16 protein-coding genes and 1 pseudogene are annotated in these 22,322 nt (G+C 69.1%); 7 read left to right on the top strand and 10 right to left on the bottom strand.

The features are described from left to right. Positions 1 to 399 (top strand): annotated as a pseudogene (locus FJV41_RS34670) (serine/threonine protein kinase); the annotation flags it as partial. Positions 400 to 503: 104 nt separating this feature from the next. Here FJV41_RS34670 and FJV41_RS34675 read toward each other — a convergent pair. Then, complete coding sequence (locus FJV41_RS34675; protein WP_141646881.1) at positions 504 to 833, bottom strand: hypothetical protein; 330 nt, start codon at positions 831 to 833, stop codon at positions 504 to 506. A 134-nt stretch (positions 834 to 967) separates the two neighbouring features. Continuing rightward, complete coding sequence (locus tag FJV41_RS34680; protein ID WP_141646891.1) at positions 968 to 1,993, bottom strand: LLM class flavin-dependent oxidoreductase; 1,026 nt, start codon at positions 1,991 to 1,993, stop codon at positions 968 to 970. 189 nt (positions 1,994 to 2,182) lie between these two features. Here FJV41_RS34680 and FJV41_RS34685 point away from each other — a divergent pair, with 189 nt between their 5' ends. Beyond that, positions 2,183 to 2,965 (top strand): AAC(3) family N-acetyltransferase, encoded by a 783-nt coding sequence (locus tag FJV41_RS34685; RefSeq protein ID WP_141646882.1) that lies wholly within the window; start codon positions 2,183 to 2,185, stop codon positions 2,963 to 2,965. 187 nt (positions 2,966 to 3,152) lie between these two features. After that, positions 3,153 to 4,835: a hypothetical protein gene (locus FJV41_RS34690; protein ID WP_246137603.1), complete on the top strand. Its 1,683-nt coding sequence runs from the start codon at positions 3,153 to 3,155 to the stop codon at positions 4,833 to 4,835. A gap of 47 nt (positions 4,836 to 4,882) precedes the next feature. Here FJV41_RS34690 and FJV41_RS34695 read toward each other — a convergent pair whose 3' ends face one another. Then, entirely contained in the window at positions 4,883 to 5,212 is a 330-nt protein-coding gene (locus FJV41_RS34695) for an ArsR/SmtB family transcription factor (protein WP_141646883.1), read from the bottom strand. 51 nt (positions 5,213 to 5,263) lie between these two features. On the opposite strand from FJV41_RS34695, the gene FJV41_RS34700 reads away from it, so the two are divergent. Further along, positions 5,264 to 5,704 carry an SRPBCC domain-containing protein gene (locus FJV41_RS34700; RefSeq protein WP_141646884.1) on the top strand — a complete coding sequence of 147 codons (441 nt, stop codon included), beginning with the start codon at positions 5,264 to 5,266 and terminating at the stop codon, positions 5,702 to 5,704. 30 nt (positions 5,705 to 5,734) lie between these two features. On the opposite strand, the gene rfbC is transcribed toward FJV41_RS34700, so the two are convergent. The 4 genes from rfbC to rfbB are packed head-to-tail and all read right to left on the bottom strand — an operon-like array spanning position 5,735 to position 9,103. Next, positions 5,735 to 6,280 carry a dTDP-4-dehydrorhamnose 3,5-epimerase gene (gene rfbC, locus FJV41_RS34705; protein WP_141646885.1) on the bottom strand — a complete coding sequence of 182 codons (546 nt, stop codon included), beginning with the start codon at positions 6,278 to 6,280 and terminating at the stop codon, positions 5,735 to 5,737. Then, positions 6,277 to 7,158 (bottom strand): glucose-1-phosphate thymidylyltransferase RfbA, encoded by an 882-nt coding sequence (rfbA, locus tag FJV41_RS34710; RefSeq protein ID WP_141646886.1) that lies wholly within the window; start codon positions 7,156 to 7,158, stop codon positions 6,277 to 6,279. The genes rfbC and rfbA overlap by 4 nt, the downstream gene beginning before the upstream one ends. Positions 7,159 to 7,173: 15 nt before the next feature. Beyond that, positions 7,174 to 8,076 (bottom strand): SDR family oxidoreductase, encoded by a 903-nt coding sequence (locus FJV41_RS34715; protein WP_141646887.1) that lies wholly within the window; start codon positions 8,074 to 8,076, stop codon positions 7,174 to 7,176. A 1-nt stretch (position 8,077) separates the two neighbouring features. After that, a complete protein-coding gene (gene rfbB / locus FJV41_RS34720) occupies positions 8,078 to 9,103 on the bottom strand; it encodes a dTDP-glucose 4,6-dehydratase (protein WP_141646888.1) in 1,026 nt (341 codons plus the stop codon). 119 nt (positions 9,104 to 9,222) lie between these two features. Between rfbB and FJV41_RS34725 the strand changes: the two genes are divergently transcribed. From FJV41_RS34725 to FJV41_RS34735, 3 genes are read left to right on the top strand one after another with little or no spacing between them, the layout of a single operon-like run. Continuing rightward, positions 9,223 to 10,866 carry a glycosyltransferase gene (locus FJV41_RS34725; RefSeq protein ID WP_246137604.1) on the top strand — a complete coding sequence of 548 codons (1,644 nt, stop codon included), beginning with the start codon at positions 9,223 to 9,225 and terminating at the stop codon, positions 10,864 to 10,866. Beyond that, complete coding sequence (locus tag FJV41_RS54070) at positions 10,856 to 11,623, top strand: hypothetical protein (RefSeq protein WP_246137605.1); 768 nt, start codon at positions 10,856 to 10,858, stop codon at positions 11,621 to 11,623. Before FJV41_RS34725 ends, FJV41_RS54070 begins: the two co-directional genes overlap by 11 nt. A 20-nt stretch (positions 11,624 to 11,643) precedes the next feature. Further along, positions 11,644 to 13,836: a glycosyltransferase gene (locus tag FJV41_RS34735; RefSeq protein WP_246137606.1), complete on the top strand. Its 2,193-nt coding sequence runs from the start codon at positions 11,644 to 11,646 to the stop codon at positions 13,834 to 13,836. Positions 13,837 to 13,915: 79 nt separating this feature from the next. Here the strand turns inward: FJV41_RS34735 and FJV41_RS34740 are convergent, their stop codons facing one another. The 3 genes from FJV41_RS34740 to FJV41_RS34750 form a co-directional block, all read right to left on the bottom strand. Then, positions 13,916 to 16,207, bottom strand: a complete 2,292-nt coding sequence (locus FJV41_RS34740; RefSeq protein WP_141646889.1) for a glycosyltransferase — start codon at positions 16,205 to 16,207, stop codon at positions 13,916 to 13,918. Continuing rightward, positions 16,204 to 18,177, bottom strand: a complete 1,974-nt coding sequence (locus tag FJV41_RS34745; protein WP_220137924.1) for a methyltransferase domain-containing protein — start codon at positions 18,175 to 18,177, stop codon at positions 16,204 to 16,206. The genes FJV41_RS34740 and FJV41_RS34745 overlap by 4 nt, the downstream gene beginning before the upstream one ends. Before the next feature lie 272 nt (positions 18,178 to 18,449). Further along, positions 18,450 to 22,265 (bottom strand): rhamnosyltransferase WsaF family glycosyltransferase, encoded by a 3,816-nt coding sequence (locus tag FJV41_RS34750; protein WP_281291536.1) that lies wholly within the window; start codon positions 22,263 to 22,265, stop codon positions 18,450 to 18,452. Between the last annotated feature and the right edge of the window lie 57 nt (positions 22,266 to 22,322).

Raw genomic sequence — 22,322 nt, forward strand, 5'->3', positions numbered from 1 at the left:
CACGAGCCCAGCGCGGAGCATGCCCCGCCCCCCACCGAGGGTGTCGCGGCGGGAGCGGGCGATTCGGCCCTGGAGCGTCAGAAGGAGCGCGCGCTGGATCGACTCATCGATATCGGCGACGACTTCACGAACGGGGAGCTGGCCAAGGCCTCGGAGAAGTTCGCGCTGGCCAAGAGCATGGGCCTGGACTCCGTCGAGCCGAAGCTCGCGGAGCTGGGAGGCAAGATTGAAGACGTGACGAAGCGGCTGTCACGGGCCCGCGCGCGCGAGGAACAGGGCAACTGCGAGGAGGCCATCAAGCTCTACGGGGCCGTGTCACGGGACTATCCGCGGCTCGCCGATGCACAGCGTGGCATGGCGCGGTGCCGCCAGATGCTGCCACCGGACGTCTCCGAGTAGCGGAAGGCGTCCCACCCAAGTCCGCTCACGCAAAGGCGTGGCCCGCGAGGGAGCCACGCATCGGAGCGGACCGGGGAGCGCCAGGTCAGCGCGCGGGGCAACGACTACTCAAGGCTACAGCCGGGGATGCAGTGACGCACGTTGATGAGCGTCCTCGTCCCCGAGATGTTCGACTGACAGGCCGCGTACTGCGTCGCCGGCTGACCAGGGAGACGCGTCGACCCGCACTTCAGGACGCAGGCCTGCACGTTCTCCACCCAGTAGATGAGCGTGTCGCCGCTCGCGCAGGACGGCGGGTAGCCGATGCCCTGCTCCACGCTGCTCACGGGGGCCTGCGTCTCGGGGGCGTCCGCCGTCGGCTCTCCTCCTCCGCAAGCCAGGAGGGACAGGGAGAAGCAGGCGGTCAGCGCGGCGAGGATTCGGGGGGCGTTCATGGGGGACTCCTGAGCCAGAGATGGAACTCCCGCATCATGCATAAGCCCTGACTTCCGATGAAGTCCCTCCCACGTCCGAAATCTGCTGTCACATATGCCCGCTGTCTCAAGGCGCCCCCGAACGCCAAGGCGCCTCACCCGCCCGTGGTGGGCGCGGGTCTCGCGTCGTCGGACAGCCGGGCGTGGACCTGGGAGAGCAGCTCGTAGGAGCGCAGTCGCGCGGTGTGGTCGAAGATCTGCGCGGTGACCATGAGTTCGTCGGGCTGGGTTTCGGCGATGAAGGAGCGCAGTCCCTCTCCCACCTGCTCGGGGTCGCCGACGATGGAGCACGCGAGCATGGACTCGACCTCCGCCAGCTCATACTCGGTGATGCGCCCGTCCATCGTCTCCACGGGGGCTGGAAGCAGTCCCGGCCGGCCGCGCCGCAGGTTGACGAAGGCTTGCAGCAGCGACGTGAAGAGGCGCTGGGCCTGGGCCTCGGTGTCGGCGGCGAAGACGTTGATGCCGAGCATGGCGTAGGGCTTCTGGAGGACCTCGGACGGGCGGAACTGGCTGCGATACAGGCGCAGGGCGGTCATCATCTGCTGCGGCGCGAAGTGCGAGGCGAACGCGAAGGGCAGGCCCATGGCGGCGGCGAGCTGCGCGCTGAAGAGGCTGGAGCCCAACAGCCACAGCGGCACCTTGAGGCCCATGCCCGGCACGGCGCGCACGGCCTGATGGGGCTCCGGCTCCTGGAAGTAGGCCTGCAGTTCGGCGACGTCCTGGGGAAACGCGTCGGAGGAGTCCACGCGGCTGCGCCGCAGGGCGGAGGCGGTGCGCTGGTCCGTTCCGGGAGCGCGGCCCAGGCCCAGGTCGATGCGACCGGGATACAGCGTCTCCAGCGTGCCGAACTGCTCGGCGATGACGAGCGGCGAGTGGTTGGGGAGCATGATGCCGCCCGCGCCCACGCGGATGGTGGAGGTGCCCTGCGCGACATGGCCGATGACGACGGCGGTGGCCGCGCTGGCGATGCCCGTCATGTTGTGGTGCTCGGCCAGCCAGAAGCGCTGATAGCCCCAGCGTTCCACATGGCGGGCCAGGTCCAGCGTGCAGCGCAGGGCGTCACCGGCGTCACTGCCCTGGCGGATGGGGGAGAGGTCGAGAACGGAGAAGGGAATCATCGAGGGACCCCAGGGCATGCACGCGGAACGGAGGACGGGCCCGTCCCGTCCCGGGCGGCACCACCCCCGGCGTCCCAGCGTTAACCGTGGGCCCCCGGGAGCGCACGGGAAACGCGGGAGGGCTCGGACGCTCCCTCGTCACCGGGCCGTGAAGCGGTGTGGCGCGAGGCCCGGTAGACTCCCGGCGCCATGCGCGAGGTCAGCCAGCGGGAAATGGTGGAACAGCTCCGGTCCCTGGGCGTCCGCGAGGGAGGCGTGCTCCTGGTCCACACGTCCTTCAAGGCGGTGCGGCCCGTCGAGGGAGGCCCTCTTGGGTTGATTGGCGCCCTGCGCGCGGCGCTCGGGCGTGACGGCACCCTGGTCATGCCCACGATGACCGATGGCGAGACGGTGTTCGACCCCGCGTCCACGCCGACGACGGACATGGGCATCACCGCGGAGCTGTTCTGGCGACAGCCCGGAGTCTCACGAAGCACGCATCCGGGAGGCTCGTTCGCCGCCGAGGGCCCGCATGCGGCGGTCATCTGTCGGCCGCAACCGCTCTCCCCTCCGCACGGCCCCGACAGCCCGGTGGGCCGGGTTCACGACCTGGACGGACAGCTCCTCCTTCTCGGGGTGACGCAGGGGGAGAACACGACGCTGCATCTGGCGGAGTCCCTCGCGAAGGTGCCCTACTCCGTCTCCCATCCCTGTGTCGTCGAGGTCGATGGCGTGGCGCGCACGGTGATGATCGCCGAGACGGACCACTGCTGTCGGAACTTCCGGCTCGCCGACGACTGGCTTCGGGCCCGGGGCCTCCAGCGCGAGGGGAACGTCGGAAACGCCGACGCACGGCTGTTCGACGCGCGCTCGCTCGTGGACCTCGCTGTGGCCCACCTTGCCTCGGCGCCGCTCACCTTCCTCTGTCCTCCGGACGCCGGCTGCGAGGAATGCGACGTCGCCCGCACGAGCGTCACCGGCGTCGAGACCTGACCGCGCCGAGGAAGCGTCGTCCGGCGAAAGGGTGGGTCCGACTCCGGGGCCGAACTGAGCACCGGAGATCAGCGCGGGTGTTGCCGGCGCGACGGGCCCGAGGGCGTGCGCGAAATGCACGTGCCTCGCATGCGCGGCTTGCCTCAATAGCAGCGCGCCTTGAAGCGCGTCAGCATTGGGGGATGGGATGAACAAGACTCACGGGCATGTCGGCTGGGTATTCCTCGCCGCGGCCATGGCCACATCGCAGGTGGCCTGCTCGAAAAGCAACAAGGACAACGGCGACCCGGTCAATCAGAACCAGACGAAGGACGGCCCGGTGGACCAGGGGCCCGACCTCCCCCGGCTGACGGGAGGAGACAAGACGCGGGGCGAGCAGGTGTTCCGCTTCGAGACCTTCGGCAACGAGGGCTTCTGGACGGACGCGGCGCGGCTGCCCACGGGCATCGTGGCCGCGAAGCTCACCCCCGTGCAGGCGCTTCAAGCGGGCCTGAGCGTCAACGTGGATGCGCTCGACGCGGCCACGAAGACCGCCGTGGCGAATGAGCTGGCCAGCCAAGGCACCAGCGGCCCCTTGCTCAATGACCCGGCCACCACCCTGCTGCTCATCAACGCCAACGCGGTGATTGGTGTCGTGGTCAAGGACACCAATGGCGACGGCAAGCGGGATGTCGCCAGCGGCGACAAGGTCGGCGTGAGCTGCGCGCTGTGCCATGCCATCACCGACGGCTCGGTGGTGAAGTCTCCGAACAACCTGGGAGGTGGCTCCATCGGCAAACAGGTGGACGGGCCCACCCCGCACAACCTCAACGTCGGTGGCATCTTCGCGATCGCCGCCAACACGCGCGCGCTCTACCCGCTGCTCCAGGTGAAGCTCGCCGCCAATGGGAACAAGTCCATTGGCCGGGCGCCGTCGGACCAGGGGCTCACGGAGACGTCCACGGAGGCGCAGGTCGACGCGCTCGTCGGCAACCCGGCCTTCTATCCGCTGGGCACGTTCGACGATGCCCCGGACGGCACGGGAGCGCAGCAGCACATCGCGGCCTTCTTCCGGACGGACCTGGCGGCGCCGTGGGGGACTCCCGGCGACATCGCTCGGCTCGAGAACTTCAACAACCTCGTCTACACCGCGCTGCTGGACCCGACGAGCCTGGTGACGCCGGATGGCCGCGCGTTCCTCCGGGCCCTGGGCGGCGTGGCCGCGGGCAACGAGCTGGCGGACGACTACCTCACCATCCTCAAGGACACCCAGGTCAAGGGGAAGGGAGGCGTGGTGGGCGAGGGCTTCCCGTACATCACCGCGACCCAGGTCTCCGACAAGGCGGGAACGGAAGAGGCGCCCGTGGGCCTGCGCGTGAACGAGGACGCGCTGCGGGACTTGAATGCGTACACCGACAGCCTCGCCGCGCCCGCGCCGGGGACCTTTGACGCCACCCTGGCCGCGCGAGGCAAGGAGCAGTTCACCGCGCGCTGCACCAACTGCCACAACGTGGACCAGGGCAAGCGCGTCCCGTCCTTCATCGTGCCGATGAAGAGCATCTTCCCGGGCTACAACCCGACGGTGATAGCCCAGCGTCCGGAGGAAGCGGGCGTGCGCCCCATCGCCTTCGCGCCCATCCAGGACGACCCGGCCAGCATCTTCGACGACAAGACGGTGGTGGTGGAGGCCAGCCGGCGAGGAGAGCCGCGGGGCTCCGCCATGCCGCTCCTGCTCGACCTGGGGCGCAAGGACCGCTTCCTCCATGACAGCTCCGTGGTGGGGCTGGCGTCGCTGCTGGACCCGGCACGGGGAGACAAGGCACCCCACGCCGTCTACGTCCCGGATGCGGCGCAGCGCGCGGAGCTGGTGGAGTTCCTGAAGAGCCTGTAGGCGCCAGGGAGCGGCCGGACGCCCCGCCACGTTTCTCCGACGGGGCCTCAGTCCTCTTCCATGTCCCGCTTCATCCTCGCCAGCAGGCTCACTGCCTCCATCGCATAGGGGGAGATCCACCGGTCGTGGATCTCCTTGAAGGGCGCGGCGTTGAGGTAGTTCCACCGCGTGCGGCCCTCCCGCACGGCGATGACCAGGCCCGCCCGCTCGAGCACTCCAAGGTGCTGCATCACCGTGCACCGGTCCAGGGACGCCGCGAAGTGCTCACACAGGTCGCCCGTGGTCCGGGGCGCGGCCTTCAACAGGTCCAACATCGCCCGCCGCCGCGCGTCCGCCAGCGCCTTGAAAATTTGGTCGTCCCTGGCTTCGCTCGACATGTTATAGAAATATAACATGTATTGAAGTGGAACCCCAACGGGAGAATCCTCATGGAGCCGAAGTTCCAGGTGCAGTTGAAGATCCAGAAGCCGGTGGCCGAGGTCTTCGACGGTGTCGTCAACCCCAAGAAGTTGAGCGGGTACTTCGTGCAGGCGGCCAGCGCGCCCCTGGTGGAAGGCACGACGGTGAAGTGGCGGTTCGCGGAGGCCCCCGGCGAGAACGACGTCATCGTCCGCACGGTGGCCAGGGACGAGCGCATCGCCTTCGAGTGGGAAGCGGCGGGCGGTGGCTACAACACCCGCGTGGAGATGCTCTTCAAGCCCATCGATGAGCGGAGCACGTTGGTGCAGATCCGCGAGTCAGGATGGAAGGAGGACGCCCGGGGAGTCGACGCGTCCTACGACAACTGTGGCGGCTGGATGCACATGATGACGTGTCTCAAGGCGTACCTCGAGTTCGGCATCAACCTGCGCGCGGGTGGCGCCTACTGAGGGAGCCCCCCGAGCTGCCCTCGCCCCGGGCTACAGCGAGGGCAGCACCGGCGCGTCCTTGAGTCGGGGCGCGCGCAAATCCTTGGGTGACAGCAACGGCTCGGGCACCGGCCAGGGGATGGCGAGGTCCGGGTCGTTCCAGGCGATGCAGCGCTCCGTCTCCGGCGCGTAGAGCGTGGTGCACTTGTAATGGAAGTCGGCGGTGGCGCTCGTCACGCAGAAGCCGTGGGCGAAGCCCGGCGGAATCCAGAGCTGGCGCCGGTTCTCCGCGGACAGCTCCACCGCCACCCACTGGCCGAACGTCGGCGAGCCGCGCCGGACGTCGACGGCGACGTCGTACACGCTGCCCGCGAACACCTGCACCAGCTTCCCCTGCCCTCGCGGCTCCTGGAAGTGCAGCCCACGCAGCGTGCCCCGCGCAGAGCGAGAGTAGTTGTCCTGGACGAAGGGCCCGGGGATGCCGACGTCCGCGTAGCGCTTCTCGTGGAACAGCTCCATGAAGAAGCCCCGGTCGTCACCGAAGACCTTCGGCTCCACCAGCAACAGCTCCGGAATCTCCAGCGGCGTCACCTTCATGACACCGCGCCCCGGTTCTCCGCGACGGACATCAGATATTGCCCGTACTCGTTCTTGAGCATCGGCTCCGCCAGCGTCACCAATTGCTTCGCGTCGATGTAGCCCATCCGGTACGCAATCTCCTCCGGGCACGACACCTTGAGGCCCTGGCGCCGCTCGATGATCTCGATGAAGTTGGACGCCTCCATCAGCGAGCTGTGCGTCCCCGTGTCCAGCCACGCGTACCCGCGCCCCATCAGCTCCACGTTCAGCTGACCGCGACGCAGGTACTCCGCGTTCACGTCGGTGATCTCCAGCTCGCCCCGCTTGCTCGGTTTGAGCGCGGCGGCGATGTCGAGCACCTGGTTGTCGTAGAAGTACAGCCCGGTGACGGCGTAGTTCGACTTCGGCTTGAGGGGCTTCTCTTCCAGGCTCACCGCGCGGTTGCTCGCGTCCAGCTCCACCACGCCGTAGCGCTCCGGGTCCTTCACGTAATAGCCGAACACGGTGGCGCCTGCCGCCCGCCGCGCCGCTCCGCGCACCAGGCTGCTCAGCCCGTGCCCGTAGAAGATGTTGTCGCCCAGGATGAGTGACACGGGGTCCTTGCCCACGAAGTCACGGCCGATGACGAACGCCTGCGCCAGGCCCTCCGGGCGGGGCTGCTCCGCGTACTCGAAGCGCATCCCCCACTGCGCGCCGTCCGACAGCAGCTCCCGGAAGCGCGGCAGGTCCTGCGGCGTGGAGATGATGAGCACGTCGCGGATGCCCGCCAGCATCAGCGTGCTGAGCGGGTAGTAGATCATCGGCTTGTCGTGCACCGGCAACAGCTGCTTGCTGACCACCCGGGTCAGTGGGTACAGCCGCGTGCCCGAGCCGCCGGCGAGGATGATGCCCTTCATGTCCACCTCTCGAAGTCAGTGCCCGCGCGCGGCCTTCCACGTCGCGTGGAAGCGCGCCAGCGATTCGGCCAGTTCCAGCGGTTTCGCCGCCAGCTCGCCACGGACCTTGTCCGTCTTGAGCCCGCCCTTCAGCGGACGGGGACTGGGCAGCTTCAGCTCCGCCATGCGCGTGGGGACGATGAGCTTCGCGTCGAACCCGAACACCTCGCACAGCGCCCGCCCGTAGGCCACGCGGTCCACGACGGTGCCGCCACAGGTATTCCACACGCCACCGAGCTTGCGCTCGCCCAGCTCCACCAGCATCGCCGCCACGTTGTCCGCCAGGCTGGGCGAGACGACCTGGTCCTCGAACAGCCGCGCGGGCTGTCCCTTCTCCAGGGTCATCACCAGCCACGCGCCAAAGTTGAGCCGCCCCTCCACCGGAGGCCAGCCATACACCACCGCCGTCCGGGCGATGGCGCAGCCGGGCGCGAGCACCCGAGCCGCCTGTTCGCCCATGTGCTTCGTCACCGCGTAGACGCCACGCGGGTTGGGGATGGAGGCTTCGTCGTAGGGGCCCGCGTCACCGTCGAAGACGTAGTCCGTGGACACGTGCACCAGGTGCGCCCCGGCCTTGCGTGCCCCACGAGCCACCGCCGCCGTCGCATTCACATTGCCCGCGTAGGCCGCCTCCGGGTCCTTCTCGCAGGCGTCCACTTCCGTCATGGAGGCGCAGTGGATGACCACTTCGGGCGCGGCGGCTTCCATCGCCGCGGCGACCTCCGCCTCGCGCGTCAGGTCCACCGACACGTAGCCGTACTCGCCGCCCGTGCGCCGGGGACCTCGGCCGAAGCCCACCACCGTGTGTCCCCGCTGCTCCAGCAGCACACAGGCGCGGCTTCCCACCAATCCGTTGGAGCCCGTGACGAGCACGCGCATGTCACGCCCTCCCTTGGAGACGACCGCGGTACTGCGTCTCGAAGTACTGCCGATACGCGCCGCTCATCACCCGCTCCCACCACGCGGGGTGGTCCACGTACCAGCGCACCGTCTCCGCCAGGCCCTGCTCGAAGGTGTGCGCGGGCGTCCAGCCCAGCTCCGCGCGAATCTTCGACGGGTCGATGGCATAGCGCCGGTCATGCCCCGGCCGGTCCTTCACGTACTGGATGAGCGACTCCGGCTTGCCCACCAGCCCGAGGATGGCCTTCACGATGTCGATGTTGCGCCGCTCCGCCCCGCCGCCGATGTTGTACACCTCGCCCGAGCGGCCCTGCTCCAGCGCGCGCAGCAACGCCTGGCAGTGGTCCTCCACGTGCAGCCAGTCGCGCACGTTCGCGCCGTCGCCATACACGGGCAGCGGCTTGTCGTGCAGCGCGTTGACCACCATGAGCGGAATCAACTTCTCCGGGAACTGGTAGCGCCCGTAGTTGTTCGAGCACCGCGTCACGACGACGTCCATTCCGAACGTGTGGTGGTACGCGAGCGCCACCAGGTCCGAGCTCGTCTTGCTGGCCGAGTACGGGCTGGAGGGCTGGAGCGGCGAGGACTCGGTGAAGGCGCCCGTGGGCCCCAGCGAACCGTAGACCTCGTCGGTGGAGACCATGAGGAAGCGCTTCACGCCCCGCGCGCGGCAGGCCTCCAGCAACCGCTGGGTGCCCAGCACGTTGGTGGTGATGAACACCTCCGGCCCCAGGATGGAGCGGTCCACATGGCTCTCCGCGGCCAGGTGCAGCACGGCGTCGATGGCGTGCGTGGAGAGCAGTTCCTCCATCTGCGCGCGGTCGCCGATGTCGCCCCGGACGAAGACATGGCGGGGGTCGCCCTCGAAGTCAGACAGATTCTCCAGGTTGCCCGCGTACGTGAGCAGGTCGAGGTTGACCACCGTCCACTCGGGTCGCTCGCGTCGCAGGTACCTCACGAGGTTGGAGCCGATGAAGCCACACCCTCCTGTCACCAATACGTTCATGTGCCGCGGGCCTCGAGTGCTCAGAGAGGGTGCCTGCGTATCGGAGGGGTCGTCGACGGTCAAGGCGCCAGGGGCCTCGGGCTTGTGTGCTCCCCCTCGCGGCGCTAAGGGAGCCGGGCGTGAACGCATCCAGACGCAGCTCCCCCACGTCGGGTCCCCGGGAAGTCCATCAACTCCTGCCACGGCTCGCGTGGGGAGACGCGGTGGGCAACCAGGTGCGTTACCTCCAGGGCCTCTTGCGCAGCTGGGGCTTCGCCTCGGAAATCTACGCCGAGGACTGGGATGACGCCTGCAAGGACCAGGTCCGGCACGTCCGCGAGTACGCGAAGCACGCCCGCCCGGACTCCGTGCTGCTGGTGCATCACAGCTTCCAGTCGCGGCTCGTGCCGCTCATCGTCCGAGCGCCTGGTCGCAAGGTGCTCGTGTACCACAACGTGACGCCTGCCCGGCTGTTCGAGGGGTTCGAGCGCAAGGTGGCCGCCGCGTGTGACGCGGCCCGGGACGAACTGCTCGAGCTGCGCCCCCATATCGAGCGGGCGTTCGCCTACTCGCGCTTCAGCGCCGAGGAGCTGATGGCGGCGGGTTACGCGTCGGTGTCGACGCTGCCATTCGCCATCGACTGGAGTGCGTTCGACGCGGAGCCGGACCCCGCGCTGCTCGCGGAGCTGAGCGACGGTTTCGCCAACGTCCTCTTCGTCGGGCGGGCAGTGCCCAGCAAGAAGGTGGACGACGTGCTGCGCGTCTTCACCGCGTACCAGCGGCTGTACCAGCCGCGCAGCCGGCTCGTCGTCGCCGGGTATCTGCATCGGGATGGCGCCTATGGCGCGTACCTGCACGGGCTCAAGGAAGTGCTCGGCGCGGAGCGTGTCCTCTTCCTGGGCCGGGTGAGCGCGGAGCAGCTCTCCGCGTGTTTCGCCACCGCGTCGGCGTATCTCTCCATGAGCCGGCACGAGGGCTTCGGAGTGCCCTTGCTGGAGGCGATGTACCGGAACGTGCCCGTCGTCGCCTATGGCGCGGCGGCTGTCCCGGAGACCCTGGGGGGAGCGGGGCTCGCGACGCTGTCGGATGACCCGGCGGAGGTGGCGGAGCTGCTCGCGGTGCTGGACCGGAGCCCCGGGCTGCGAGCGCAGGTGCTCGAAGCGCAGCGAGCACGGCTCCAGGTCCTCTCGCAAGCGCGCGTGGCCGAGCAGGTGCGTGAGGCCTTCGATGCGATGCTGACGTCGAGCGTGACGGAGGCGCCCTCCTCCGTGGCGGTTCACGCGTCGGCGACCGTGGAGCTGGTGTGCCCTGGGTACACCGTGCGACCCGACGACGCGGCGTCGCGCGTGGCGCGTCACCTGGCGGAGAGGCTGCCCGGGGCGAGAGTCCTCGCGCTCCGACCTCGTGGTGCCGAGGCCTCGCTGGAGGTCGCTCCCGAGCAGGTGGAGGGCGTGTCCGTGCGGTTCTTCACGCCGGACCAGCCCGTGGGACGAGGGCCTGGAGCGTTGCCCGGCTCGTCGTCGCTGGAGACCGCGGTGCGCGTGTCCTCGGAGGCGGTCATCTTGCTGGGGGTGGATTCTCTCTCGGCTCAGGCGCTCATGCCTCACGTGGGAGCGAGGGCCCTGGGGACGTATACGGCCGAGCATCCATCGACGGTGGTGGAGCTCGCGCGCCGCCACCTGGGTGACCGGCTGGTGATGATGGAGCCATCGCGCCTCGAGGAGACAGTCATGACGCTGTTGGAAGGATTCAACTCCGTTCGAGGTGATGCGCGTGCGCGCTGAGGACCTGTTGACCCGTATCCCCTCGCCCGAAGCCGTGGCGAAGGAGACCCAGAAGCTGCCGGAGCCCTCCGCCGAAGCGCGCGCGTCACTGCGCCAGACGCTGGAGGCATCCGCGCGTCCCGCCACTCCCACGCCCTGGCCCGCGCTGCTCCAGGAGGCACGCGGGAAGATGGACAGCCGCTATGCCGGTCCGGTGACGTCACACCGGGGTGGCCTGTCGGGCCCGGCGCTCGTGCTCGCGAAGAAAGCCTTCCGGCTCGTCTTCCAGCCATTCATCAACGAGGCGCTCCGCAAGCAGGTGGAGTTCAACGAGTCCATCCTCGATGCGCTAGCGACCATCCATGACGTCCAGCGTGAGCACGCGCGCACGCAGGCCACCTGGCGGCAAGACGTGGAGCGGCGACTCGCGCGCATCGAGGATGTGGCACGGAGCCGCGCCTCCCATGAGGCCGCTGGCGGGGTGACGCAAGCCTCGTCGACGACGGAGCGCTCGGAGCAGCAGCCGTCCGCACCGAAGGCGGACGGCAAGGCCGCATCTCCTCCTCACGCCTCGCGGGAGACTGAGAGCGCAGAGACAAAATCGTCTCCGCCTAAGACGGACAGCGAGGCCGCATCCCCTCCTCGCGCCTCACGGGAGACGGACAGCACGGACTCATCGTCACGGGCCCCGCGACGACCAGGCGCCAGCAACGAGTCTCCCGAGCGCCCCCCTCGGCCGTCGGGTGGCCCTTCTCGTCGCCGCTCTGGTCGGCGCTAGCCCTTCCCGTCGAGGTCTCCGTGCGCATCTGCCTGGTCTCTAGAGAGCTCTCTCCCTTCCTCGGGGGCGACATCGGCACGTATGCGTCGCTGATGAGCCGCGCGTTTGTCGAGGCGGGCCATGAGGTGCATGTCCTCACCGCGCCTCATGCGGGCCTCGAACGCGCCGACACGCTGTTGCCTGGCGTCCACGTGCACGCCGTTCGCTCGGAGATGGACTCGGCCTTCGCGGGCGCATTCCCCTTCGCTCCGATGCGCCACGCCATGGATGTCTATTCATCCCTGCGCGAGCTGCATGCACGCCACGCCTTCGACTTCATCGAGTTCCCCGAGCGTGACTTCGAGGGCTACTTCGCGCTGAGGGCACGGCGCACGCTGGGACACTTCGCATCCGCCGTGCTCGCCGTGCGCCTGCACACGCCCACCCGCGAGCTTCGGGCACTCAACGGCATCTCCCCGTTGGACCTGGACCTGGCCCGGTGGGAGTACATGGAGGACACCTCCATCCGCGAGGCGGACCTGGTCCTGTCTCCCACGCACGCCCTGCTCGACAAGGTGCGTTCGCGACTGAAGCTGGAGACCCGAGGCGTCGTCGTTCCCCATCCCTTCCCTCACGACGCCTCGAAGCGCTCCGCACACGCGGAGAAAGGCCGACCACAGGTTCTGTACTTCGGCCCGCTGGAGCACCGGAAGGGCGTCCATCTCCTCGTCGACGCGATGCAGGCGCTCTTCGAGCGAGGCGTCAACGCGACGCTCCTCCTCATCGGTGAGGACACTCCGACGGGGCCGGCCGGGCGTTCCATGCGCGCCTCGATGGAGCGCCGGATTGCTCCCGCGTGGCACGAGCGCATCCAGTTCGAACTCGCGCGCTCCACTCCCGGGCTTGCCGTCGCCCTCGCTGACGCCTCCGTGTGTTGCTTCCCCTCGCTGTGGGAGAACTTTCCCCACCGCTGCCTGGAAGCCATGTCCGCCGGCGCGCTCGTCGTGGGCAGCAACGCGGGAGGCATGGCGGAGCTCATCGAGGACGAGCGTAGTGGGCTGCTCTTCCGCACGGGGGATGTGGCCCACCTGGCGGCCACGCTGGAGAAGGCGCTGACCCTCCCCGCCCTGCGCGAAACGGTGCGCCGCGAGGCCCCTGCCCGTGTCGCCAATTACTGCGCCCCCGCGAGCATCGTGAAGCAGGTGGAAGCCGCCGTGGAGTCCGTGGCGGACGTGCGCCACCGCGTGCTCCCCAAGCGTCGCACGCCGAGGTCGGACACCCCGCTCGTGTCGGTGCTGGTGCCCTACTTCAACATGGGGCACTACCTGCCGGAGACACTGCGCTCCATTCGCGCGCAGACCTTCACCGACTACGAGATTGTCCTCGTGGACGACGGGTCCACCGAAGCGGAGAGCATCGAGTTGCTCGAGCGGGTCCAGGCCCCGGACCTGCGCATCGTCCGCCAGCGCAATGGCGGGCTGAGCGCTGCACGCAACACCGGGCTGAAGCACGCCCGAGGGCACTACATCCTCCCGCTGGACCCAGACGACCTCATCGCCCCGACGTTCCTGGAGAAGACCGTCGCGGTGATGGAGGGCACGCCAGGGCTGGGCTACGCCACGTCCCTGGTGAACTACTTCGTCGACGACGCCACCCGCGTGACGGGCGGCTGGGTGCCGTGGGGCATGGAGCGCGACGCACTCTGGGTGGCCAACGTGGCCTCCACGTGTACCGCGCTGATGGAGCGCCGACGCATCGAGGAAGTCGGCGGCTACGACGAGTGGTTCACCGGGTTCGAGGACTGGGACGTCTTCTGCTCGCTCGCGGAGCGCGGGCTCGAAGGCTCCGTCATCCCCGAGAGCCTGTTCTCCTACCGCGTGCGGATGGACTCGATGACGCGGACCTCGCTCGTCTCCGAGCGAGACGGGCTGCTGGCCCACCTGAACCAGAAGCATCCCGGACTCGCGCTTCATCCCGAGCGCGCGCTTCGCATCCTCCGAGGCGAGGCTCGCAAGCAAGAGGCCCGGCTCCTCGCCCAGGCCGCGGCGGCCATTCCCCGGCCCTTGCTCACCCGGGTCGTCGACCGGCTCAACGGCACGCTCAAGCGCATGGATTTCGTCCACCACACGCTGCGCGGTGCCGTCTCATGGGTGGTGGGCGCGGAGGGCGACTCGCGGCCCCTGCGTCACCAGCTCGCGGACCGACTCAGCGGCAAGTCACGACCCGACCGCTGAGCCCGTGGCCCCGCCGTGGTGCCCGACTCACGAGGCAGGCACCAGGACGTCTTCCTTCACGCGAGCAACGCGCGGTGGCTCAGCGCCGCCCCATGCCCAGCTTGCTGGTGGTCTTCATCACCTGCTTCATCGTCGGGTGGACCACCGGCATCGCCTTGAGCGTCCGGTTGAGCAGGTCCACCAGCGCGTAGCGCGTGGGGCGTGCCTCCGCGCCTTCCGGCGTCAGCCCACTGGCCGCGAGCTTGAGGAGCCGGTGCATCATCGGAAGGCGCTTCAGCGTGGAGTTGAGGGTGTCCACCACGCCATAGCGCAGCGGCACCTCCCCACCCGCCGCCACGGACGTGGGCTCCGCGGGCGCCGTGCGGGCCCCGTTGGGAGGCGTGGCCAGGAGCAGGAAGGCCGCCAGCTGGACTCCCGAGGGAAGCGGGCGAGTGAGGTTCTGGTGGAGCTGGAAGAGCAGCTCCTGATGCCGGCGCGGATTGACGCCGGAGATCATCGACCCCTTGCGCCGCCGGTAGTGGAAGTGGAGCGCGTTGGTGACGAGGAAGCGGTGCCCCGCATGCGCCAGGCGCAGGTAGAGGTCCCAATCCTCGTAGCTCGTCATCTCCTCGTTGTAGCGAAGGGTCTCGAACAGCGAGCGGCGCATGAGCGACGTGGCACAGGACAGCCGATTGGCCACCATGCCCAGCGATGGACAGTCGCCAATGAAGAGGGCGTAGTCGATGAAGCGCCGCTGCGCCCGCCCCTCGTCGGAGTCGAAGTAGCCCGTGGACGGCACCACCACGTCGAACTCCCGGTGGCGCTCCAGCGCCTCCACCGCCAGGCGGATGAAGGTGGGGCTGATGCAGTCGTCCGCGTCCAGCGGGAGGATGTAGTCCCCCGTCGCCGCGCGCAGGCCGATGTTGCGCGAGGCCGGCAGGCCCCTGTTGACGGGATTGCGGATGAGCTTCACGCCGCTGGAGCCAGATTGGGTGGCCTCCTCGATGCGGCCAAGCACTTCGTGGTCGAACGCGCCCGTCGAGGCGTCATCCACGATGATGACTTCAATCTCCGGGTAGTTGCTGTCCGCGATGCTCGCCAACGTCTCCGGGAGGAAGCGTCCCAGGTTGTGGTTGGTGATGAGCACGCTGACACGAGGAAGGTCGGCGTCCGGGTCTGGCCGGGCCAGGGCGGGCTCCTCCCTGGGGGTCTCCCAGTACGGAGGCACCGCCGTCCACTCCACCGGCAGCAGGGCCGGGGCACGCCATGCCCGCTCCAGGGCCTCCACGAGCCCATCCACCGAGCCGCCGTACGTGTAGCAATTCACCCCATCGATGAAGGGGCTTCCTGGCGCGAATGCGACACACGCACCATTGAGTACCAGCGTGGCGCCCGCGCTGGAGGCCTCGTAAGCGGTGAGGTTGAGCGACTCGTAGTCGGAAGAAATGACGACGATGCCGTGCCGCATCAGGGCGTCACGGTCCTTGCTCGGCCCGGTGAACAGGAAGCGCGAGCGCAGGTCCTCCGGAATCAGCGCCTGGACATAGGCGAGATACGCCGAGTTGGCGGTATGACAGGCCAGGACGGCCTTCCCCCGGTACTCCGGGAAGCGACGCATGAACCCGGCCGCGCCCCGGACGAACACATCGGTGCGCTTGATGTTCTGAATCTTGGTGACGAAGAGCAGGTCCGGCTCGCCCTCTCCGCGCGGCGGCACCGGGTCCGCCTTCGGAGCCACGGGCGGAAACTCCCGCACGACCTTGTCCAGCCACGAGTCAGGGAAGCCGTAGAACGAGCAGTTGAGCTCGGCGACGCCAGGGATGTGGGCGATGACAAGGTCCGCGTCGAGCAGCGCCTTGCGCTCCAGCTCGAACTGCCCCATGTGCTCCCAGCCCAGCAACTGGCGTTCGAAAGGCGCCAGCATCCCGCCCGTCGAGTGCAGTCGCACCACCACCTGCGCGCCCTCCAGGCCACAGCCGAGCAGCTTCTCCTGGATGGCACAGAAGGCCCAGCCTCGGTAGTCCGGGAACTCGATGACGTCGAAGCGAGTTCCTTCCTCCTCCAGCCTGCGCAGCTCGAGCAGCAGCTCCATCGACTGGGCGTGGCAAACCGTGTCGGTGAACGCCCCGGGCGGAGGATAGACACCCCCCTCGTCGAAGCTCGTGTCCCACTCGCTGCGGACCGAAGCGACGTGCGCCTTCACCTTGCCCAGGAAGTGGCGCTCCACCTCGCGCGGATTCACCGTCGTGCGCGCCGGGAACAGCAGGTGAAGCTCCAAGTCCAGCTCACGACGGAGCGAGTCCTCGACGAGGTTGTGAAGGACGCGGCCGATGCCTCCCGCGGTGAAGGGATACATCTCGTCCGTGACGAGGCAAACGCGGCGCTGACTCATGACTGAACGAACTCCTCCAGGACCTTGACCGCTTCGACCGTGAGGGCCCGCTCGTAGTCCACCATCATCTGCGTGAGTTCCTCGGGCGAGCGCTCGCGCAGGGCCAGCATCCGCTCGATGGCCGCGGCCACGACCTCCACGGAGTCCACGCCGGAAATCTGCGCGAGCCGCTGGTAGGGGTGAGCATCCAGCGCGCCCAGGCTGAGCGCCCCATACACACACGGAACGCGCAACGCGAGCGCCTCCAGTCCCGTCATGGGCTGGCACTCCGACAGGGAGGCATTGAGGACGATGTCGCAGCGGCGGACCAACTCGAACAGCTCGGTGCGGCTGGGGCGCGCGACGTGATGGATGCGCCGCGTGCTCTTCATGACGTCCGGCAGCCGGTAGTTCGCCGTGACGTAGATGTCGTCGATACGAGAGGACGACTGGCAGGCGAAGAGGTTGGTGAAGAAGTTCTTCCGCCAGTCGTTGGGCGTCGGGATGAGCGCGGCGCGCGTGAGGCGACGAGTCGCTGGGCTGCGTTCGGCCTCCGGCAACGTGGGCGGAAGGTTGAGCACCGTCTTCGGGAAGACCTCCGGGGCCAGCAGGTGCATCCCCGGCTTGACGGTCGCCAGCGCGTTGATGACGCCCCGGCGCCGCAGGTCGATGAGCTGCGCGAAGCAGTCGAGTTCGAACGAGTAGTGGAACTGCGCCGACGAGCCATGCCACAGCGCGAGGATTCGCACCGACGAGCCCAGCGCCCGGCGCAGCAGCACCACGAGGTCGCGGGCGTTGGAGGAGTAGCCATGGAGGATGATCTGGCTGCACCCGCTGCGCTCGACAAGTTCGATGGCGGCACGCAGCTCGCGCTCGTCCAACACGCGGTCGGATGCGATGGCCAGCTTCTGTCCCGGCAGGTATCCGGCGGCGGCGCGGATGCCGTGCCAGTCCTGATGAAAGACATGCATCAACTTCCCGAACTGGGGCAGGTCGGCGGACCAGCGGGTGTCCAGCGCGGCGTTGAGGATGAAGCCAGGGACCGACGAGGTCGCCGGCACGTGCGGGGCCGGTGCATCCGGAAACGGCGCACGTGAGGCGCGCAGGCGGGCCAGGTCATCCGACAGCGCCTGAAGCCGCTGGCGGCGCTCGAAGCGCTCGGACTCCACCGCCAGGCGCTCGGTCAGCTCCGCCACCCGCGCCTCGCTGTTCGCGGCGGGCGTCGACAGGGACTTGCTGGCCCTGCCCGCCCACTCCAGCAACCGGGGCATGGCGCGCGCGTGCAGCGCTTCCAACGTCAGCGGCTGGGACTCATCGCGCGGGGCCTCGGGGCCCACGAGCTGGAAGTAGCGCCGGCCATGGCCCGGCTGGCGCTTGAGGACATAGACGTCCTGGTGGTCCACGAGACCCGGCCCGTGGTGCAAATCCCACCCTTCTGGGAGCAGGTCCGCGAAGGCGTGGTGCCAGGAGCCCGGATGACACGAGGGGTCCCACACGCTGGTGGGCATCAGCGGGTTCTCCACCAGCACCAGCATGCCGCCGGGCAGCACCATCTGCCCCATGGTCTCCAGCAGCGCGGGGATGCGCTCGCTCGGGTTGTGCACGAGCGTGGAGACGGAGAAGACGAGGTCGAACCGCCGTCCCCCCACCGCGATGAGCGGGTCGTCCCCGCAGAAGATGCGCTCCTCGACGGGGCGCAGCGAGGCGGGCGGCTCCAGACGCAGCGGCTCCGTCATGGACTCCGAGATGTCGTACCCGTGGTAGCGCACCTGGGAGAGCTGGGAGAGGGAGGTCGCGTGCCGGCCGAAGCCACAGCCAAACTCCAACACGGACAGTGCGCGGTCCAACCGGCGCTGTTCGGAGCGGATGAGCGCGGTCAGCACACGTTCCTGCTGGCCGTACGCGAGGTGCCCCTGCCCTTCGCGGACCCTCACCAGTTCCCGATAGGAGTGGCCGTTGGTCGTCTTCCAGAAATGGAGACTGTCGCGCATCTGGGCCACGTCCCCATTCGGGCCCTCGCTCTTGATGTCTTTGTACATGTGCCGATGTGGAGTTACGCCGCCTGCATGAACCGAAGGAGGGTTGCCAGCGGAGTTCCCGCAGCAGCGCAACCATTCCCATGCCTGGCGGCAGTCAGGCAAGAGACGCGCTGAAAGTGAAGGGTAAAAGCGACCGGGGAGGACCCCGGACGCATTGGAGTTTTCTTCATTCTCGGCTATCCGCCCGGCCTCTCACCAGCCAGGCGGGCCCAGAGTGACCTCTTTCACTCGGCGGCCGAGCGGGCCGGGCCGACTTCCAGCCCCAGCAGATGCTCCATCATCCGGTCCACCTGCTGCTCCCACGTCGTGCGCCGTACGCGCTCGGCGGCGCGGCTCCCAAGCCGGACGCGCAGGTCCCCGTCCGTCACCGCCGTCCGCAGGCGCGCCAGCACCGAGCCCGGCGTCGGAGCGGCCAGCAGGCAATTGCTCCCGTCCTCCAGCAGCCAGTGGTTGGCGCGGTTGTCGTTCGTCACCACCGTCATCCCGCACGCCATCATCTCCAGCGGCAGGTAGGACGGGTGCCGGGTGAACATGAAGCACAGGCCCACGTCACACTCTCGGTAGAGCGCCGCCGTACGCTCCGCGGGGAGCACGCCCAGATTTGTCACCAGGCCACGAACGCCATACGACTCCGGGTGCCACTCAGCTCCAGCTGTAACAATCTCAACCGCCGGGCCCAGCTCGCGCTTGAGTCGTGTCAGCGCCGCGAGCCCCAGCTCGAAGCCGTTTCGCTCGTTGCCCGGACGCCCGTAGAAGAAGACACGCACGGGCCCCCGACGCGCGGGGCGCCGGTCATGGAAGAGCGCGCCATCCACCGCGGGCTCGAAGGCGAAGCCGTCCATGCCGTGCAGCGCCCGCACCGTGTCGCGCAGGCCCGGGGTGTTGAAGATGCCCTGGAAGCCCAGCTGGTACGTCTGCTCCGCCAGCGCGGACTGGGTGCCCGCCGCGAAGAACATGGGCTCGTAGTCCTGGACGAAGTACGTGCGCACACCCGCGCGTGGGTGACGCAGCACCTGGTAAACGGACGTCCAGTAGGTCGCGATGGCCATATCGCACGCGGGGAGCTGGTCCAGGTCCGCCGCGCCGGAGAGGACGCGGAAGGCGCCCGCCGCCTCCGGGAACACGGTGGCCGCGCGCGCCTCGAAGTCACCGGGGCTTGCCCCGGGTTTGTCGTACACGATGAAGTCGCTGCGCACACCGTGGCGGCGGTGCATCAGTTCCGCGAAGCGGAACAACGTGTGGATGCCCGCGTAGACGTGGCCGAAGGCGGGGATGAACCAGGACGCCGTGCGCACCTTGCCGCGTGAGCGCAGTGCGGCCAGCGCCGCCGGGGCCGTCGCGCGCGACTCCTCCGCCTGCTCCGGCGTGAAGTCCAGCTCCCCCAGGTGCTCCACGAGGTGGCGCTGCGCGAGGGCCCGCGCCTCCATCGCCGCGTCCTGGGCGCTGGGCACGTCATGGGTCAGCGTGCGCAGGGCCAGCGTTTCACCCGTCTCCGCGTGCTGGCGCAGCGTGCAGTCGGTGCCGAGCAGCGAGAGGTTGGGGTTGTAGAAGGGGTCGCCCTTCTCGCCCAGCCAGGGGCGATAGGAGACATAGGAGCGCCAGTAGTCGGATTCCGGGACGGCATCCGCGCGACGACTGGCGGACTCGTGGTGGATGAGCCGCGCGTGCGGCGTGTACACCACCCGGAGCCCGCGCTGGTTCAGCCGCAGGCCGATGTCCACGTCGCTGCCGCACACCTGGAAGCGCTCGTCGAAGCCCCCCAGTCCCTCGAAGACGTCTCGCCGGAAGATGACGCAGGCGCTGGTGACGGACAGCCAGTTGCGCGTCCAGTCGGTGTGGCCAAAGGGCGTGGAGATGGGCCCGTCCGGCAGGCGCCAGAAGGGATGCCCCGCCATGCCGGTGATGCCCACCACCGCCCCCGCGTGCTGCACCGTCCCCTCGGGGAAGAGCAGCTTGCACCCCACCGCGCCCACCTCCGGCCGCTGGGCCTGCGACACCAGTTCCTCCAGCCAGCCGGGGTCCACCACCTCCATGTCGTTGTTGAGGAAGAGGAGCAGCTCGCCGGTGGCCTGTTTCGCCGCCCAGTTGTTGATGGCGGGGTAGTTGAAGGGGAAGTCCCACGTCAGCTTCACCAGCCGGGGGTCCGTGAGCCGCTCCAGCAACGCGAAGGTCTCCGGCTTCGTGCTGTTGTTGGAGACCAGCAGCACCTCGAAGTGGGGATACGTGGTGCGCGAGAGCAGCCCCGGCACCAGCAGCTCCAGCAGGTCCGGCCGGTCCTTGAACGGGACGATGATGGAGACCTTCGGCGTGCCCCTCACCGGGTAGCGCACCCGGTACTGGGCGGGCGCGGGGCTCGTCACCTCGGCCGACTCCGAGCGGCGCTCCAGGTGCTCCCGCAGCGCCCGCTCCCCCGCGTCCGTCACCTGGGCCAGCCCCACCGCTTCGCCGGAGGAGGACAGCGGCCGGGAGCGACCGTGGTAGAGCACCTTCGCCACGTGGCCGATGCCGCTCGTGGCCTCGCTCAACCGCAGCATCAGGTCGAAGTCCCACGAGTCGTCGAACCCCTCGCGCACGCCCCCCACCGCCTCCAGCAGACTCTTGCGCGCGACGAGGAAGTGGCGGACGTAGTTCACCGAGCGCAGCAGGTCGGGAGACCAGTCCGGCTTGAAGAAGGGAGAAGTGCGCCGCCCTTCCGTGTCCAGTCCGTCCTCGTCGCTGTAGACGACGCCGAGCGAGGGCTCCGCCGAGGTGGCCAACACCACCTCCGCCAACGCGTGCGGCGCCAACGTGGCGTCGGGGTCCAGGAAGCCCACCCACTCGCCCGTCGCCACGGCCAGTCCCGCGTTCGTCGCCCGGGCCGGGCTCCCGTCGCGCTCCAGCGAGACGACCTGGATGCGCGCGTCCTGGGCCGCCGCCTCGCGCAACATCGCCGCGACATGAGGGGCCGTGCTGGCGTCATCCACCAGCACCCATTCCCAGTCGGGATACACCTGCGCCCGCACGGAGTCCGCGCACTCGCGGAAGACGGACTCGGGCGTGTCGGATACGGGCGTGATGAGCGACACCCGAGGCCGCGCCGTCAGTGACGAGAGGGCCTCGCGCGCCGCGCCGATATCCGCCGGCTCCCGGCGAGCACACCAGCCCTCGTAGTCTCCGAGTTCCGGTGGCCGGGGAGGAGGCGTGCGCGTCCCCAACACCCCTGCCAGCGCCAGCACCGCCTGCTCGTTGAAGCGCGTCTGGCGGCGAAACAGCTCGGTCCACAGGGGCGCTCCGGCGCGCAGCGTCCGGGACATCGCCTCCGGCCGCAGCGGGTCATTGCGCTCGCACAGGTCCGCCACCCATTTCGCGCCCATGGCCTCGTCCGGAGCCCGGGGCCCGGATGCGGCGACGACGGCCTCCACCATGGCCGCGTTCCATTCCGCCTGGCCTCGCAGCAACCCCTCCAACAGTGAGCCCGCCGCGGAGAGATAGGAGCGCTTGGCGGCCTGCACCAGAGAGCCTAGCGCGCCGGCACGGTGTGAGCGCTGCACCTTCCAGCGCGTCGGGTCCGCCTTGGGCTCGAGCTGCGCGCGCGCCCACGCCGACAGGTCCTCGCCGAGCCCCAGGGCGCGGTGCACCGTCAGGTACTCCAGCACCCGCACCACGGCCTTGTTGAAGTCCGCTTGAGGGCGGAGCGACTCGACGTGGAAGGGCTGCAGTCCCTCGATGAAGGCGCGCTTGGTGGCCGTCACCACCTTGCCCAGGCGGGCGGCGCGGTGCGACTCCGGCACCGCGAACTCGTGGGGCACCGCCCACCGCGCGGCCTCCTGGAGCGGCGACAGCGCATGCGCGCCCTCTGGACGCGCGCGGTGGAGGTGCTCGGTGAGCAGCCGCAGCGCGCCCTCCAGCGCCGTCACTTCCTCACAGGCCTCGGGCAGGCAGGGTCGGCGCGAGTCCAGCAGCGCGCGCACCACCGCGACCATCCGAGCCAGGTCCCCCGCACCCGGCGCCGCATCGGGCGCCCCCGTGTCACCGGCGAGCTTCTCCAGCACTGTCTTCACCGCCGTACCTTCTCTCTCGTTCGCGTGCCGGCCTTACGGATACGCCCCCTCGCGACG

It is taken from the genome of Myxococcus llanfairpwllgwyngyllgogerychwyrndrobwllllantysiliogogogochensis (assembly GCF_006636215.1).
Classification (GTDB): Bacteria; Myxococcota; Myxococcia; order Myxococcales; family Myxococcaceae; genus Myxococcus; species Myxococcus llanfairpwllgwyngyllgogerychwyrndrobwllllantysiliogogogochensis.